Genomic DNA, 16232 nt, shown 5'->3' with positions numbered 1-16232 from the left:
TCGTGGGCAGCGAGGCTGTGTGACTCGGGCTGGTGAGCCCGTATCAACTGCGGACCGGCTTCCGCGCGATCTATCCGGACGTCTATCTGTCGGATGCCGCGACACTGTCGCTGAGAACGCGTTCGATCGGGGCGTTTTTGTGGTCGCGGCGGCGCAGCGTGCTGGCCGGGCTCGCCGCCGCGGCGCTGCACGGGTCGCAGTGGATCGACGACGACGAGGCCATCGAGTTGATCTGGCGCAACCCGCATCCGCCTCGCGGTGTGATCACCCGAAACCAGCGCATCCAGCCCGACGAAGTCACCCGGGTCAGCGGTCTGCCGGTGACCACTCTTGCCAGGACCGCGTTCGACCTTGCCAGGCAACCGCCCCTCGGCGAGGCGGTGGCGCGGGTCGACGCGTTGATGCGTGCGACACCGTTCTTGCGCGAGGACGTACTGCTGCTGGCCAAGCGATACCGGGGTGCGCGCGGCCTGCGTCGGCTGAGGTCAGCGCTCCCACTGGTAGATCCCGGTGCCGCGTCACCCAAGGAAACCTGGCTGCGCTTGCTCTTGATCGACGCCGGCCTGCCCGTCCCTGCCACCCAGATACCGGTGCAACAGAACTGGCGCCTTGTCGCGCGCCTCGACATGGGCTGGGAGGAGTACAAAGTGGCCGCAGAGTACGACGGCGATCACCATCGCACGAACCGCAAGCAGTACGCGCGTGACCAGAGTCGGCTACGCAGGCTCGACGACCTGGGGTGGACCGTCATCCGGGTGATCGCCGACGACAAGCCAGACGACGTCGTGGACCGCGTGCGCCGAGCGCTCATCCGCCGCGGATACCGCGACACTTAACCAGTTGCGACGACACGCCGAAAAGCACCGCAACAGTTTAAGTTTCGCGGCGCGAGGAGGCCGCGCGGCCCGAGGATCCCGCCCGGACAAACCGTGACGCAAGCGCGATTCAGTCCATCCGAGTGGCGTGCACTTCCCAGAACGGGGCATGCGCCCGGTCACCCTCGAGCCACGGCTCGATCACCCGGAAACGCTCCAGCAGCTTGTCCGCCTGATCGGCGATGTCGGGGTTGCGCTTGGCCATCGCCTCGATGGACTCGACGCTGACGTTGACCCGATAGGTGGTGGTGCCCAGATAGGTGATCTCCCAGCCACCGTCCGGCAGCACATCGCGAAAGTCGTTCTCCGACAATGACCGCAACATCTTGAAGCCATTGACGTTGTGCTCGCCGAACTCGAACATGTACAGCCGCGCACCTGGTTTGGTGGCGCGGTGCAGCGCCTGCACATAGGACCTGCGCAGCTCGGGCTCGGTGCTGAAGGTGTGGTAGAAGGCGCAGTCGACCACCGTGTCGAACCGGCCGTCGAATCCATCCAGCTTCGTCGCATCGGCCAGCTCGAAATTGACCGACACCCCGGCCTTTTGGGCGTTCTCCCGCGCCCGCTCGATGGCGGTCGCCGACCCGTCGATACCGGTCGCCGAAAAGCCCTTGGACGCGTAATAGATGGCGTGATGGCCCGGGCCGGTGCCCGGGTCGAGTACCTCACCCTTGATCGCCCCCAGCGCGACGAGCTGCTGGACCACCGGCTGCGGGCCGCCGATGTCCCACGGCGTGGCGGCCGGCAGGCCGTGCGACGTCCGCTGGTCGCGGTACATCTCCTCGAAGCGGGTGGGATCAGTCGGGTCGAATGTCGTCATTTGGCGCCACTCCTCTGCGTCATTTGTGGCGCTACGCGCCATATCGTCGCCGGCGCGGTTGTCATGGCAGGGCATTCACCAGCTGCTCGACGGGCACCCGGGGGCCGGTGAAGAACGGCGTCTCCTCGCGGGTGTGCCGGCGGGCGTCGGTGGCGCGCAATTCGCGCATCAGGTCCACGATGCGGTGCAGTTCGGGAGCCTCGAAGGCCAGCAGCCATTCGTAGTCGCCAAGCGCGAACGCCGGGACCGTGTTGGCGCGCACGTCCTTGTATTCGCGCGCGGCCATACCGTGCTCGGCGAGCATGCGGCGGCGTTCCTCATCGGGCAGCAGGTACCACTCGTAGGACCGCACAAAGGGATACACGCAGATGTAGGCGCCGGGTTCCTCGCCGGCCAGGAATGCCGGGATGTGGCTCTTGTTGAACTCGGCCGGCCGATGCAACGCCACGCTGCTCCACACCGGCGAACTCGCCCGCCCCAGCGCCGTGGTGCGCCGGAAATCGGCGTAGGTGGCCTGCAGCGCTTCGACGCGTTCGGCGTGGGTCCAGATCATGAAGTCGGCGTCGGCCCGCAGACCCGCGACGTCGTAGAGGCCGCGCACCACGACACCGCGCTCCTCTTGCTGCTTGAAGAACGTCGACGCTTCATCGATGACGTCGTCGCGCTGTTCACCGAGCTCACCCGGCTCTACCGAGAACACCGAGAACATCAGGTAGCGGATCGTGGAGTTGAGCGAGTCGTAGTCGAGCTTGGCCATGGAACCTATCGTGCCACCTGCGCGTCCAAGCCTCCGATGGCCCTGATCACACGCTCGGCCGCGCGCCCGGCGGCGCCGACGCAGGCCGGCACGCCGATGCCGTCGAGGTAGCTGCCGGCCACCGCGAGCGTCGGGGGCAGGCCCGCCCGCACCTCGGCGACCAGGTCTGCATGGCCCGGCCCGTATTGCGGCATCGCGTCGATCCAGCGTTGGATGCGGACGTCGACGGGGTCGATGGTCAGCCCGAACACGGTGGTCAGATCCCCCAGCGCCCAGGTCAGCAGCTCGTCGTCGGACGTGTCGGCCGCCACGCGATCGCCGAACCGCCCGAACGAGAGTCGCAGCAGCTGGGCGTCACCCCGCACACCCCACTTGCGCGACGAGAGCGTGATGGCCTTGGCCCGCAATCGCTCACCGGTGGCGACCAGCACGCCGGAGCAGTTCGGGAACGCGGTATCACCCCGCACGGCGAGCGCCATTACCACCGACGATGCGCTGGTGATGCGGCCGGCCGCGGCGACGCTGCGCGGGGCGACCTCAGCCAGCAGCCGGCAACACTGCTCCGCCGGCACGGCCAGGATCACTCCGTCCGCGGCCGAGCGCGCGCCGGTGTCGTCGACCACGGTCCAGCCGGCGCCGGCGCGCTCGAGCCGCGACACCGCGGCGCGCACCCAGCGGGGGCGGCCGCGCGCGAGCAGCTCGTCGATCAGCATCTGGTAGCCGCCCTCGAGCGACCCGAACACCGGCGCGCCGGTGGCCGGCGGCAGCGCCCGCCGCACGGCGTCGGTCAGGCTGGTGGCGCCGCGGTCCAGCGCCGCCGCCACCGTCGGGGCGGCCGCGCGCAGGCCAATGGTGGCCGAAGAACCGGCATAAACCCCGCTCAGCAGCGGATCCACCGACCTGGCCACCACCTGCTCACCGAATCGCTCGCCCACCAGGTCGGCAACCGCGGGATCGCCGCCCGGTTCCCATGCCAGCGGGCGGGTGGGCTCGGCCTCGATGCGGGCCACCGTGGCGTCATCGACCAGCCCGGCCACCGACGCCGCGGACGACGGTATCCCGACCACGGTGCCCGCGGGCAGCGCACGCAGTTCCTGCCGGCTGTAGATCAGCGGGCGCGCGCCCGTCGAAACCCGCTGACACTCGGACAAATTCAGTTCCGCCAGCAGCGCCGGCATCTCGGGGCGGCGCAGCACGAACGCCTCGGCACCCAAGTCCATCGGCACTCCGCCGACCACCTCGGTGCGCAGGACGCCGCCGAGCCTGTCCCCCGGATCGAACAGCGTGATCGCGGCATCGTCACCGACGGCCATACGGAGCCGGTAGGCCGCCGTCAGACCCGAAATACCGCCCCCCACAACACAATACGAGGGAAACGTCATAGGGAGTGGACCAGCGACACCAGGTCGGTCAGCACGCCGGGGTCCGTTTCGGGCAGCACGCCGTGGCCGAGGTTGAAGACGTGACCGGCGGCGCCGGCGTCGATCGCCCGCCGGCCGTCGTCCACGACCGCGCGCGCCGCGCGCTCCACCACCGGCCAGCCCGCCAACGCCACCACCGGATCGAGGTTGCCCTGCAACGCCGTACCGGGCTGCACGCGGGTGGCGGCGTCGGCCAGGGAGGTCCGCCAATCCACGCCCACCACGTTCGCGCCAACCGAGGACATGGCGCCCAGCAGCTCGGCGGTGCCGACCCCGAAGTGGGTCATCGGCACGCCGTAGTCGGCAAGCGCGGCGAACACCCTGGTGCTGTGCGGCTGAACGTAGGTCCGGTAATTCGCGAGGGACAGCGCCCCGGCCCACGAGTCGAACACCTGGATGGCATCCACCCCGGCCTCCAGCTGCATCTGCAAGAAGCCCACCGTGATGTCGGTCAGCTTCTCCATCAGCGCGTGCCAGGTGTCCGGCTCGGCCAGCATCATCGCCTTGGTGCGCGCGTGGTGGCGGCTGGGGCCGCCCTCGATCAGATAGGACGCCAACGTGAACGGGGCGCCCGCGAAGCCGATCAGCGGGACGCTGCCGAGCGCGGCCACCAGCAGCGACACCGCGTCAGATACCGGCTGAACCCGTTGCCGCTCAAGGGTTTTGATCGCGGCCACGTCGGCGGCGGTGCGTACCGGCGACTCGATCACCGGCCCGACCCCGGCGACGATGTCCAGGTCGATGCCCGCACCGAGCAACGGCACCACGATGTCGGAGAACAGGATCGCCGCGTCGACGTCGTGGCGGCGCACCGGCTGCAGCGTGATCTCGCAGACCAGCTCGGCGTCGAAGCAGGCCGACAGCATGTCGGTCTGGGCCCGCAGCGCCCGGTATTCAGGCAGCGAGCGACCGGCCTGCCGCATGAACCACACCGGCACCCGGCTGGGTTTGCGGCCGCTCACGGCGGCCAGATACGGCGACTCGGGAAGGTCGCGGCGAGTACTCATCAGCCTTAATGCTGCCATGACCGGAGAACACCGAACTGCGCTGCGTACGATCACGACCGCGACCGTTTGAACGTCAGGAGCTCGGAGATGCCAGTGAGTCAGCCCCAAGCGAGTTACGACGCGTTTCCCAGCCTGCGCTGCGAGCTCGGTGACAACGGCGTGCTGACACTGGTCCTCGACTCCCCCGGGCTGAATTCGGTCGGGCCGCAGATGCACCGCGACCTCGCCGACATCTGGCCGGTGATCGACCGCGATCCCGCTGTGCGCGCCGTCCTGGTCCGCGGTGAAGGCAGGGCCTTCTCATCCGGTGGCAGCTTCGACCTGATCGACGAGACGATCAACGACTACGAGGGCCGGATCCGCATCATGCGCGAAGCGCGCGACCTGGTGCACAACATGATCAACTGCGACACCCCCGTCGTGTCGGCGATCCGGGGGCCGGCGGTGGGCGCGGGCCTGGTGGTGGCCCTGCTCGCCGACATCTCGGTGGCGGGCCGGACCGCGAAGCTGATCGACGGGCACACCAAGCTGGGTGTGACGGCCGGCGACCATGCCGCCATCTGCTGGCCCCTGCTGGTCGGCATGGCCAAGGCCAAGTACTACCTGCTGACCTGCGAGACGCTGCTGGGCGAGGAAGCCGAGCGGATCGGGCTGGTGGCGGTCTGCGTCGAAGACGACGACGTGCTGTCCACCGCCGCCCGCATCGCCGAGAACCTGGCGCAGGGAGCGCAGAACGCGATCCAGTGGACCAAGCGCAGCCTCAACCACTGGTATCGCATGATGGGCCCCACCTTCGAGACCTCGGTGGGCCTGGAATTCCTCAGTTTCAGCGGCCCCGACGTGCAGGAAGGCCTGGCCGCGCACCGTGAGAAGCGCCGGGCGCGTTTCACCCGCTGACCACGGCCTGAGCTGCACATATAGCTTTGGTGGAGGCCTGGTAACGGCTTGGTCGCGGCCGGTTTGAAACGCGGCGCGCCTGTCGCGGCGTGTCGGGCTGTAGGTCTACCGTCGATCCCTGTGACCCGTGCCGTGACGACGCAGAACGGTCGGGATGAACAGGAGCGGCGCCAAGTGACCTCATCCGAACCGGCCCCCTTCCGCGAGGCGGTGGCGGCGATGAACGCCGTCGTCGTGCGGCCGGAGATCGAGTTGGGTCCCATCCGGCCGCCGCAACGCTTGGCTCCCCACAGCTACGCCCTGGGCGCCGAGGTCAAACATCCCGACGCCGACATCATTCCCGAACGGTCCGACGGCGACGCCTTCGGACGGTTGATCCTGCTGTACGACCCCGAAGGGGCCGACGCGTGGGACGGCACCATCCGCATGGTCGCCTACATCCAGGCCGACCTTGACCCCAGTGAGGCGGTCGACCCGCTGCTGCCCGAAGTAGCGTGGAGCTGGCTAGTCGAGGCACTGGAGTCACGTATGGAACAAGTCGTCGCCCTGGGCGGCACCGTCACCGCCACCACATCGGTCCGCTACGGAGACATCTCCGGGCCGCCGCGCGCCCACCAGCTCGAGCTGCGCGCGTCATGGACCGCGACGTCACCCGCGGTCGGCGGTCATGTCGAGGCGTTCTGCGAGGTACTGGAGCACGCCGCGGGCCTACCACCCGCTGGAGTCACCGACCTGAGCTCACGGTCACGCGCCTAGCATGGGCGAACCGTCGACCGACGGGCCGGGTAGCAGCGCGCCCGGCGACGTAGGCACCGACCCCGCCCCCACCCCGCTGCCGCGACCCTCCGAGGGCGTCCCGCCCATCTCGGTGAGCGTGCACGAAATCGAGGCCGCCGCGCAGCGACTGGACCGCGGGCGCGGGCCGTTCGCGGTGGACGCCGAGCGGGCGTCGGGTTTCCGCTACTCCAACCGGGCCTACCTGATCCAGATCCGGCGGGCCGGTTCCGGCACCGTGCTGATCGATCCGGTGAGCCACGGCGCCGACCCGCTCGAAGTCCTGCGGCCGGTGGCCGAGGTGCTGGGCGGCGACGAATGGATTCTGCACTCCGCCGATCAGGACCTGCCGTGCCTGGCCGAGGTGGGCATGCGGCCGCCGGCGCTGTATGACACCGAACTCGCCGGACGGCTGGCCGGGTTCGACCGGGTGAACCTGGCGACCATGGTCGAGCGCCTGCTGGGCTTCGGGCTGGCCAAGGGTCACGGCGCGGCCGACTGGTCCAAACGGCCCCTGCCCGCCGACTGGCTCAACTACGCCGCGCTGGATGTGGAACTGCTCATCGAACTGCGCGCCGCGATCGCCGACGTCCTGGCCGAGCAGGGCAAAACCGATTGGGCCGCACAGGAATTCGACTACCTGCGCGACGCGGACTCGAAAGATCCGGGCGCGCCCGTGCGCCGGGACCGGTGGCGGCGAACGTCGGGCATCCATCGGGTACGCGATCAGCGTGGCCTGGCGGCGGTCCGCGAACTGTGGTTGACGCGCGACCGGATCGCGCAGCGCCGCGACATCGCGCCCCGCCGCATCCTGCCCGACTCGGCCATCATCGACGCCGCCCTGGCCAACCCGACGACCGTCGAGGAGCTCGTCGCCTTGCCGGTGTTCGGTGGGCGCAACCAGCGGCGCAGCGCCGCGACATGGCTGGGGGCGCTGGACGAGGCCCGGCGGACCAAGAACCCACCCGGGGACAGCGAGCCGCCGAACGGTCCGCCGCCGCCGGCGCGGTGGAGCAGACGCAAGCCGGAGGCCGCCGCCCGGCTGGAGGCCGCGCGCTCGGCGCTGTCCGAGGTCTCAGACCGGGTCCACGTGCCCACCGAGAACCTGGTCTCGCCGGACCTGGTGCGACGGCTGTGCTGGGACTGGACGCCGGCGCCCGATCCGTTCGACGCCGTCGAGACGTTCCTGCGCGCCGGCCAGGCCCGGCCGTGGCAGCGGGAACTGGTGGATCCGGTTCTGGCCCGGGCGTTGCAGGCCCCGCCCGCGGAATCCGAGGCCGCTGACTAGCGGCGCTCGCGATCGCGAGCACGGCGCAGCCGGGCGAAGCCGGTCGTCACCATCGGTGCTAGTCGAGGTGCTCGCGGATCTCCGCTTCGGTGACGCCGCTGCCCAGCGCCGCGACCCAGCCGGTGATGCGGCGGGCCACGTCCTGGTCGGTCAGCGCGAGATCCGACAGCAGCTCACCGCGGGAGGCGTGCTCGTAGAACCGCTGCGGCAGTCCCACGTCGCGGCACGGAACGTCAATCTCGGCGCGGCGCAGGGCGGCGGACACCGCCGAGCCCACCCCGCCGTTGACCCCGTTGTCCTCGCACGTGACGACGAGCTTGTGCTGGGCCGCCAACTCCAGAACGCTCTCCGAGACCGGCAGCACCCAGCGCGGGTCGATGACCGTGACGCCGATCCCCTGATCCTGCAGCCTCCTGGCCACCGCCAGCGCCATCGGCGCGAACGCACCGACACCGATCAACAGCACGTCGTGGTTGCACCCGGCGGCCGGGACCGCGAGCACGTCGACGCCCGCGATGCCCGATCCGCGGCGCTCGATCGCCGGGATGTCCTCGCCCACATCACCTTTGGGGAAACGCAGCGCCGTGGGTCCGTCGTCGACGTCGAGCGCCTCACCGAGCTCCTCGCGCAACCGGGTGGCGTCCCGGGGTGCGGCCACCCGCATGCCGGGCACGATGCCCAGCATCGACATGTCCCACATGCCGTTGTGGCTGGCGCCGTCCGAACCGGTGATGCCGGCCCGGTCGAGCACCATGGTGACAGGCAGCTTGTGCAGCGCCACGTCCATCATGATCTGGTCGAAGGCCCGGTTGAGGAAGGTTGAATAGATGGCCACCACCGGGTGCATGCCGCCCATGGCGAGCCCGGCCGCCGACGTCATCGCATGTTGCTCGGCGATGCCGACGTCGAACAGTCGGTCCGGGAACTGCTGCCCGAACGGGGTCAGCCCGGTCGGACCGGGCATGGCCGCGGTGATGGCCACGATGTCGCGGCGCTTACGGGCGTAGCCGATGAGGGCGTCGGAGAACGTCGCCGTCCAGCCCGGCCCGGCGATCTTGGTGGCCTGACCGGTGACCGGGTCGATGACGCCGCAGGAGTGCATCTGCTCGGCCTCGTCGTCCTCGGCCGGCGCGAAGCCCATCCCCTTGCGGGTCACCACGTGCACGATCACCGGTCGGCCGAAGCCGCGGGCGTGCCGCAGCGCGGCCTCCACCGCGCGTTCGTCGTGGCCGTCGACCGGGCCCACGTACTTCAGCCCCAGATCGGTGAACAGCAGCTGCGGCGACAACGAGTCCTTGATGCCGGCCTTGACGCTGTGCATGACGCGGTAGGCGATCTTGCCGACCAGCGGCAGCGCGCGCAGCGCGTCGCGGCCCTTCTCCAGGGCCTGCTCGTAGACCGGCTGCAGCCGCAGCGAGGCGAGATGGTCGGCGACACCGCCGATCGTCGGGGCATAGCTGCGGCCGTTGTCGTTGACGACGATGATGACCGGCCGACCGGAGGCGGCGATGTTGTTCAGCGCCTCCCAGCACATGCCGCCGGTGAGCGCGCCGTCGCCGACCACCGCGACCACGTGCCGGTTGCGGTGCCCGCTCAGTTCGAAGGCCTTGGCCAGGCCGTCGGCGTAGGACAACGACGCGCTGGCGTGGCTGGACTCCACCCAGTCGTGCTCGCTCTCGGCGCGCGACGGATATCCGGACAGCCCGCCCTTCTTGCGCAGGCTCTCGAACTCGTGGGAGCGGCCCGTCAGCATCTTGTGCACGTAGGCCTGATGGCCGGTGTCGAAGATGATCGGATCGTGTGGTGAGTCGAACACCCGGTGCAGGGCGAGCGTCAGTTCGACCACGCCCAGATTGGGCCCCAGGTGTCCCCCAGTGGCAGCAACCTTGTGAATCAGGAACTCGCGAATCTCGGCGGCCAGATCGCGAAGCTGATGCGCAGAAAGGTGCTGCAGATCAGCGGGTCCGCGGATCTGTTCCAGCATCCAGTCAGTCTACGCAGCGCCCGGCGAATGGCAGAGAACGTGGCCGGCGCCTAGCGCGCCTGCGCGGGCCCGAACATTTCAGCCAGGGAGTCATGAAGTTCGGGATCTGCCAGGATCACGACCTCGTCGCCGGCCTCGAGTTCGGTGTCGCCCCGCACCGGCACCAGGCCAGTGGTGCGGACCACGATGCTCACCCAGATGTCACCGACGCGGTCACCGAGACTTTCGACTGTGGACCGTTCGGCGACAGACCCGGTGGCGACGCTGAAGCGATGGACTCCCTGCGGTTCGTCAGCGAGCCGCACACCTATCTCCCAGGGCTGGGTCTCCACGGCGCGCATGGGCAAGTGCAACAGTCTGGCGACACCAGGCACCGAGCTACCCTGCACCAGCACCGAGAAGACGACCACGACGACCACGATGCCGTACAGGCGCTCGGCGTCGGCGACGTGAGCGGCCCGCAGGAACTCGCCCAGCAGGATCGGCACCGCACCCTTGAGCCCGGCGAAGAGAACGAAGATGCGTTCGTTTCGCTGGAGTCGGACAGGTAGCAGGCAGGAGCCCACCGCCAACGGCCGAATCAGCACTGTCAGGACCACAGCGAGGACGAGCCCCGGAATCCATACATCGGGATGGCCAAGCACATTGAGGTCGACGGTCAAACCCAGGACGGCAAACGCGACGATTTCCGCCAGACCGGCCAGGGCGGCGTGGAATCGCTTGATCTCCGGCTTGTAGGGCGCGCGAGCGTCGCCGATCACGATGCCGGCGACGAACACGGCCAGAAATCCCGAGCCGTGGGCGAGCGTGGCAATGCCGTACAACATCAGACAGGACGCCAGCGTTCGCAGCGAGTAGAGACCTTCGCTCGGCAACGCCACTCGGCGCATGAATACGAGCAGGGCACGTCCCCCGATCACCCCGACGGCCAGGCCGATCGCCATCTGCAGAACGAATTGGGTTCCCACGCTGGCGAATCCGGCTGCGCTGAGCCCACCGGCAGCGACCAGGCTGGACATCAAGGAGATGCCAACCGGATCGTTGGCACCAGACTCGCCCTCCAGGATGGTGCTACTGCGACCCCTGATCTCGCGTTTGCCCAAAACGGAGAAAACCACGGCCGGATCGGTGGGAGCCACAGCTGTGGCCACGAGAACCGCGGGAAACCAGCTGATTCCGCAGGCGTAGTGCACCACGAGTGCCGCCCCTGCGGCGGTGAGGGCGGTGCCCACGACGCCCACCGACAGGATCGGGACGGCCGCCGCGCGGAAGCGCGCAGGCCCGATGTGCATGCCGCCGTCAAACAACACCAACACCAGCGCGATGGTGATCACCCGCTCGACGGTCCGCTCGGACGGCGGCTGCACCACCGACACGGAGTGCGCCGCGATGGCAGCTCCGACCAGCACGAGCAGGGGCACGGGGATCTTGACCCGCTCGGTCAGTCGGTTCGCCAACACCGCAACCAAGCCGACGCCACTGGCGAACAGCACGATCAGCGCGTAACGAAAAGTTTCGTTCACGATGGCAGCAATCGCATACAGCTGAGTACGTATCGCGCGTGCGACCGACCCGACTCGACGGCCGCGGCCCGTTCTTTGTTGGTAGGCACCCAAGCCTTTCGGTTGGTCGACAACGACATCGCCGACCAGACTTCCCGGCACACCGCGACGGAGTCTAGCCGCTCCCGGGAAACACCACCCGCTGTGGCATTGCGGTCACGGTGTCTTATCCGCCCTAGTGGCGGCGTACACGCCGGTCCCGAACAGCCTCAGCGCCCATCGCACCGGCATCGCGCGGCGCGAGCAACGCCCAACGACCGCCCAGTTCGGCGTGCAGGCGCGACACTGCACCGTCCTCGCGGATGCATGGCAGATCACTGACCCGATCGCCCGGACGCGGCTTTCGGCTCCGCCCGCCGAGTGGTCCCTTGCGGTAACTCACCCACAGCTGCGACGCGGAGTAGCTCGCCCAACGCTGCACCGCCGCCAAACCAACCAACCGCACCACGATGCGATCTCGCACAAATCGGCCAATAGGGTTGTTGCTCAGGACGTTGACCCGGGTCATCGCGCTGGCGCCGCGCAGCACCTCGCTCGCCAACGGGCGACGCTCGGCCTCATAGGTATCGAGCAGTCGATCAGCCGCGCAACCCTCACGTTACCGGCTGCGCGACGACGCGCGGGCGACGCTTTTCACCAACCAGAACGTCGTAATATCGGCGATGCAGACCGCGGCCGAGGCCGGGATCGCGGCGACCGGATCGGACAGCCTTGCCGGACAACGGCTCACGCGGATGCGCGACTTCTACGCCTTCATGCTCGACGAGATCCCGACGATGCTCGAACGCTGGCGGCAGCAGTCACCCGACTAAGAGGGCCGGGTCAGCAGCGCGATGCATTCGGTGTGATGCGTCAGCGGGAAGGCGTCGAACACCTTGATCTTCTCGACGGTGTAACCGTGCCCGAGGTAGATCCCGATGTCGCGGGCGAAAGATGCTGCCTCACAACCGATGTGCACCACCCGCGGAATGCCGGCGGCGGCCAGCATATCGATGACCTCACGCCCGGCCCCCGCCCGCGGCGGATCCAGCACCGCCAGGTCGGCGCGTCCGCGCTGCGCCGCCAACGTCCGCCGCACCGAATCGGTGACGATCTGCACCTGCGGCAGATCGGCCAGTGCGGCCCGGGCGGCCCGGGTCGACGCGCGCGAGGTGTCGACGCTGAGCACCCGCCCGGACGGACCCACGGCATCGCCCAGCACCGCGGCGAAAACGCCTGCGCCGCCGTACAAGTCCCACGCGCACATGCCGGTGCCCAGCTGCGCCCAGTCCGCGACCAGCTCGCTGTATACCCCCGCCGCGTCGCGGTGCGCCTGCCAGAAGGCGGTCACCGGCACCTGCCAGCTGCGCCCGGCCACCCGCTGCGCCGCCTCGTATCGGCCCTCCACCACCTTGGTCGCGGTCTGCCTGCCCTGCCGCAGCGTGCGCACCACGTGGCGCGCGCCGTCGTCGTCGAGGGCCACGTGCAGCTGGGCGGTCGGCGGCCATTCGAGGTCGGCGATCCCGTCGAGCATGCCCGCAGGCAGCTGCGCACAACGCAGGTCGGTCACCAAATCGTCGCTGTGGTACCGGTGAAAGCCCGGGCGACGGTCCGGACCCACGTCGAGCCGAACCCGGGTGCGCCACCCGGTCGGCGCGGAATCCGCCAGCGGCTCGGCCTCTCCGCTCCAGACATGCTTACCGAGGCGCTCGAGCTGGTTGGCCACGACCTCGGCCTTGAACGTGCGGGCCGCATCGGGGGCGGCGAACGCCAGGTCGCAACAGCCGGCGCCGTCCACACCGGCGATGGGGCACAGCGGCTCGATGCGGCCGGGCACCGCATCGATGACCTCGATAACCTCTGCGTGCCAATAGGATCCGCGATCCGCGGTGACCCGGACACGCACCCGCTCCCCGGGCAACGCATACCGGACGAACACCACCCGGCCTTCGTGGTGCGCAACGCAGCTGCCGCCGTTGGCCGGGGCATCGGTGGTCAGGGTCAGCTCCCCCACGGCGGGTGGTGCCGCGCGCGGCGCGCGGGTCGATTCGCGGGTCAATCGAAGATTCCCCGACGCGCGTCACCGGGCGCCACACGCGGCTGCAGGGTTTTGCGCCGCTCCGACGAACTCAACTGCCACGGAACCGAAGTCACCATGACGCCCGGCATGAACAGCAGGCGGCCCTTGAGCCGAAGAGCGCTCTGGTTGTGCAACACCTGCTCCCACCAGTGGCCCACAACGTACTCCGGAATGAACACCGTCACCACGGTGCGCGGCGACTCTTCCCGGGCCCGCTTGACGTATTCCAGGACGGGACGGGTGACTTCACGATACGGCGAGGCGATGACCTTGAGCGGGACACTGATATCGCTTTCCTCCCACTTGTGTACCAGCTCGCGGGTTTCCGCGTCGTCGACGCTGACCGTCACGGCCTCCAGCACGTCGGGCCGGGTGGCCCTGGCGTAGGCCAGCGCGCGCAGCGTCGGCAGGTGCAGCTTCGACACCAGCACCACCGCATGATTGCGGCTGGGCAGCACCACGTCGTCCTGGGCGGCGGCCTGCTCCGCCAATTCGCGGTTCACGGTGTTGTAGTGCCGGTGAATCATTTTCATGATTCCGAACAGCAGGCTCATCGCGAACAGCGCGATCCACGCCCCGGATGCGAACTTGGTCACCAGGACCACCAACAACACCGCGCCGGTGGACAGCAAGCCGACCGTGTTGACCACCCGCGAGCGCATCATCTTGCGCCGCGCCCGCGGGTCGGTTTCGCTGCGCAGCAACCGGGTCCAGTGCCGCACCATGCCGATCTGACTCAGCGTGAACGAGATGAACACACCGACGATGTACAGCTGGATCAACGCGGTGACCTCACCGCGGAATGCGATGATGGCCAGCAGCGCCGCCCCGGACAGAAACAGGATTCCGTTGGAGAACGCCAATCGGTCTCCGCGGGTGTGCAATTGGCGCGGCAGGTAGCTGTGTTGCGCCAGGATCGAGCCGAGCACCGGGAACCCGTTGAACGCGGTGTTGGCCGCCAGCACCAGGATGAGGGCGGTCACCGTGGCGATCAGCAGGAACCCGATATGGAAGCTGCCGAACACCGTCTGCGCCAGCTGGGTGACCAAGGTCTTCTGGTAGTAGTCCTTCGGCGCCCCGCCCAGTTGCCTTGCCGGGTCCTCGACCAGCTTCACCCCGATCTTCTGGGCCAGCACGATGATGCCCATCAACAGCGTCACCGCGATGCCGCCCAGCATCAGCAGGGTGGTCGCCGCGTTGCGCGACTTGGGTTTCTGGAATGCCGGCACCCCGTTGCTGATCGCCTCCACACCCGTCAGCGCCGCGCACCCCGAGGAGAACGATCGCGCCACCAGGAATGCCAAGGCGAAACCGACGACCTGGCCGTGCTCGGCGTGCATCTGGAAACCGGCGGACTCGGCGCGCAGCGGATTACCCAGCACGAAGATCCGGAACAGACCCCAGCCGATCATCACCAGCACGCCGATGATGAACGCATAGGTCGGGATGGCGAACGCCAACCCGGACTCGCGCACCCCACGCAGGTTCAGGGCCATCACCAGCAAGATGGACAGCACGCAGAAGAACACCTTGTGCTGGGCCACGATCGGGATCGCCGAGCCGATGTTCGCCATCGCCGACGCCGTCGAAACCGCAACGGTCAGAACGTAATCCACCATCAGCGCGCTGGCGACCACCAGCCCGGCGGTGTCACCGAGATTGGTGGTGACCACCTCGTAGTCACCACCACCGGACGGGTAAGCGTGAACGTTCTGCCGGTAGCTGGCCACCACCACCAGCATGACCGCGGCCACCGCGAGCCCGATCCACGGTGTCAGCGCATACGCCGTCACCCCGGCCACCGAAAGCATCAGGAAGACCTCCTCGGGCGCGTACGCAACCGAGGACAGCGCGTCGGAGGCGAACACCGGCAAGGCGATCCGCTTGGGCAGCAGCGTGTGACTCAGCCGGTCGCTGCGAAACGGCCGACCGATAAGCAACCGACGGGTGGCGGTTGAAAGTTTGGACACGAGAGCCAAGAGTAAGCCCAGACGGGTTTGGCGGTAGCGTTCGTAGGAGAATGTTCGCCGACCGAAACGGCTGGCCGACGTGGGTTGCCGGTGAAGGGCGCAGGACGCGGTCGAGAGGACCTCAAGTTGCGAGTAGTGGTGATGGGCTGCGGTCGGGTCGGTTCTTCGGTCGCCGACGGGCTCTCCCGCATCGGTCACGACGTTGCGGTGATCGACCGTGACAGCACCGCGTTCAACCGGCTCAGCCCCGAATACGCCGGCGAGCGGGTGCTGGGGCAGGGATTCGACCGAGATGTGCTGCTGAGGGCCCGCATCGACGAAGCCGACGCGTTCGCCGCGGTGTCCTCCGGCGACAACTCCAACATCATCTCGGCGCGCCTGGCCCGGGAGACGTTCGGCGTCAAGCGGGTGGTGGCCCGCATCTACGACGCCAAGCGCGCCGAGGTCTACGAGCGGCTGGGCATTCCCACCATCGCGACCGTGCCCTGGACCACCGACCGCCTGCTCAACGCGCTGCTGCGCGAGACCGAGACGGCCAAGTGGCGCGATCCGACCGGCACCGTCGCCGTGTCCGAGGTCGTCTTGCACGAGGACTGGATCGGGCATCGGGTCACCGATCTCGAGCAGGCCACCGGCGCCCGGGTCGCGTTCCTCATCCGGTTCGGGGCCGGGGTGTTGCCGGAACCCAAATCGGTTATCCAGGCGGGCGACCAGGTGTATGTCGCCGCGATCTCCGGCCGCGCCGCCGAGGCGGTGGCCATCGCCGCCCTACCACCCAGCGAAGACTTGTGATGAATTCGAGCGACTGGCTTAAGGAG

13 protein-coding genes and 2 pseudogenes are annotated in these 16232 nt (G+C 68.7%); 6 read left to right on the top strand and 9 right to left on the bottom strand.

The genetic code is table 11. From position 1 onward, the window contains the following. The first annotated feature begins 29 nt into the window (after positions 1-29). A complete protein-coding gene (locus ACZYVJ_RS23305; protein ID WP_463833844.1) occupies positions 30-836 on the top strand; it encodes an endonuclease domain-containing protein in 807 nt (268 codons plus the stop codon). A gap of 109 nt (positions 837-945) precedes the next feature. Here the strand turns inward: ACZYVJ_RS23305 and ACZYVJ_RS23300 are convergent, their stop codons facing one another. The 4 genes from ACZYVJ_RS23300 to hemE all read right to left on the bottom strand — a co-directional run bounded on the left by ACZYVJ_RS23300 (position 946) and on the right by hemE (position 4880). Beyond that, on the bottom strand, positions 946-1695 hold the full coding sequence (locus ACZYVJ_RS23300; protein WP_463833517.1) for a class I SAM-dependent methyltransferase: 750 nt from the start codon (positions 1693-1695) through the stop codon (positions 946-948). Positions 1696-1756: 61 nt separating this feature from the next. Further along, entirely contained in the window at positions 1757-2452 is a 696-nt protein-coding gene (gene hemQ / locus ACZYVJ_RS23295; protein WP_064879708.1) for a hydrogen peroxide-dependent heme synthase, read from the bottom strand. Positions 2453-2457: 5 nt separating this feature from the next. Then, positions 2458-3834, bottom strand: a complete 1377-nt coding sequence (locus ACZYVJ_RS23290; RefSeq protein WP_463833516.1) for a protoporphyrinogen oxidase — start codon at positions 3832-3834, stop codon at positions 2458-2460. Further along, positions 3831-4880 carry a uroporphyrinogen decarboxylase gene (gene hemE / locus ACZYVJ_RS23285; protein ID WP_463833515.1) on the bottom strand — a complete coding sequence of 350 codons (1050 nt, stop codon included), beginning with the start codon at positions 4878-4880 and terminating at the stop codon, positions 3831-3833. The genes ACZYVJ_RS23290 and hemE overlap by 4 nt, the downstream gene beginning before the upstream one ends. 87 nt (positions 4881-4967) lie before the next feature. Between hemE and ACZYVJ_RS23280 the strand changes: the two genes are divergently transcribed. The 3 genes and pseudogenes from ACZYVJ_RS23280 (at position 4968) to ACZYVJ_RS23270 (ending at position 7839) form a co-directional block, all read left to right on the top strand. Further along, positions 4968-5777 carry an enoyl-CoA hydratase/isomerase family protein gene (locus ACZYVJ_RS23280; RefSeq protein WP_463833514.1) on the top strand — a complete coding sequence of 270 codons (810 nt, stop codon included), beginning with the start codon at positions 4968-4970 and terminating at the stop codon, positions 5775-5777. An 89-nt stretch (positions 5778-5866) separates the two neighbouring features. Then, positions 5867-6533, top strand: a pseudogene (locus ACZYVJ_RS23275) (DUF3000 domain-containing protein). Position 6534: 1 nt separating this feature from the next. Then, positions 6535-7839 (top strand): HRDC domain-containing protein, encoded by a 1305-nt coding sequence (locus ACZYVJ_RS23270; protein ID WP_463833513.1) that lies wholly within the window; start codon positions 6535-6537, stop codon positions 7837-7839. Between the two features lie 58 nt (positions 7840-7897). Here the strand turns inward: ACZYVJ_RS23270 and dxs are convergent, their stop codons facing one another. The 3 genes from dxs to ACZYVJ_RS23255 form a co-directional block, all read right to left on the bottom strand. Then, complete coding sequence (gene dxs / locus ACZYVJ_RS23265; RefSeq protein ID WP_463833512.1) at positions 7898-9823, bottom strand: 1-deoxy-D-xylulose-5-phosphate synthase; 1926 nt, start codon at positions 9821-9823, stop codon at positions 7898-7900. Positions 9824-9873: 50 nt separating this feature from the next. Further along, a complete protein-coding gene (locus ACZYVJ_RS23260; protein ID WP_463833511.1) occupies positions 9874-11346 on the bottom strand; it encodes a cation:proton antiporter domain-containing protein in 1473 nt (490 codons plus the stop codon). Between the two features lie 214 nt (positions 11347-11560). Continuing rightward, positions 11561-11926 (bottom strand): hypothetical protein, encoded by a 366-nt coding sequence (locus ACZYVJ_RS23255; RefSeq protein ID WP_463833510.1) that lies wholly within the window; start codon positions 11924-11926, stop codon positions 11561-11563. A gap of 55 nt (positions 11927-11981) precedes the next feature. On the opposite strand from ACZYVJ_RS23255, the pseudogene ACZYVJ_RS23250 reads away from it, so the two are divergent. Next, positions 11982-12197: pseudogene (locus ACZYVJ_RS23250) on the top strand (MarR family transcriptional regulator); the annotation flags it as partial. Here the strand turns inward: ACZYVJ_RS23250 and ACZYVJ_RS23245 are convergent. Both ACZYVJ_RS23245 and ACZYVJ_RS23240 read right to left on the bottom strand, forming a co-directional pair. Further along, positions 12194-13423 (bottom strand): class I SAM-dependent RNA methyltransferase, encoded by a 1230-nt coding sequence (locus tag ACZYVJ_RS23245; RefSeq protein ID WP_463833509.1) that lies wholly within the window; start codon positions 13421-13423, stop codon positions 12194-12196. The pseudogene ACZYVJ_RS23250 and the gene ACZYVJ_RS23245 overlap by 4 nt on opposite strands. Beyond that, the gene (locus ACZYVJ_RS23240; protein WP_463833508.1) at positions 13420-15414 is read right to left on the bottom strand and encodes an APC family permease; all 1995 of its coding nucleotides are present in this window, start codon (positions 15412-15414) and stop codon (positions 13420-13422) included. Before ACZYVJ_RS23240 ends, ACZYVJ_RS23245 begins: the two co-directional genes overlap by 4 nt. 126 nt (positions 15415-15540) lie before the next feature. Here ACZYVJ_RS23240 and ACZYVJ_RS23235 point away from each other — a divergent pair, with 126 nt between their 5' ends. Next, positions 15541-16206: a potassium channel family protein gene (locus tag ACZYVJ_RS23235; RefSeq protein ID WP_142279296.1), complete on the top strand. Its 666-nt coding sequence runs from the start codon at positions 15541-15543 to the stop codon at positions 16204-16206. Positions 16207-16232: the final 26 nt, after the last annotated feature.

This window comes from Mycobacterium sp. IDUB_3 (assembly GCF_055419585.1).
Note: the sequence above shows the minus strand (reverse complement) of the source record. Positions and strands in the feature narration are given on the sequence as shown.

Excerpts from the sequence above, each read along its gene's own strand:
- ACZYVJ_RS23300 (WP_463833517.1), bottom strand. The coding sequence starts at position 1,695 with ATGACGACATTCGACCCGACTGATCCCACCCGCTTCGAGGAGATGTAC.
- hemQ (WP_064879708.1), bottom strand. The coding sequence starts at position 2,452 with ATGGCCAAGCTCGACTACGACTCGCTCAACTCCACGATCCGCTACCTG.
- ACZYVJ_RS23290 (WP_463833516.1), bottom strand. The coding sequence starts at position 3,834 with ATGACGTTTCCCTCGTATTGTGTTGTGGGGGGCGGTATTTCGGGTCTG.
- hemE (WP_463833515.1), bottom strand. The coding sequence starts at position 4,880 with ATGAGTACTCGCCGCGACCTTCCCGAGTCGCCGTATCTGGCCGCCGTG.
- ACZYVJ_RS23280 (WP_463833514.1), top strand. The coding sequence starts at position 4,968 with ATGCCAGTGAGTCAGCCCCAAGCGAGTTACGACGCGTTTCCCAGCCTG.
- ACZYVJ_RS23270 (WP_463833513.1), top strand. The coding sequence starts at position 6,535 with ATGGGCGAACCGTCGACCGACGGGCCGGGTAGCAGCGCGCCCGGCGAC.
- dxs (WP_463833512.1), bottom strand. The coding sequence starts at position 9,823 with ATGCTGGAACAGATCCGCGGACCCGCTGATCTGCAGCACCTTTCTGCG.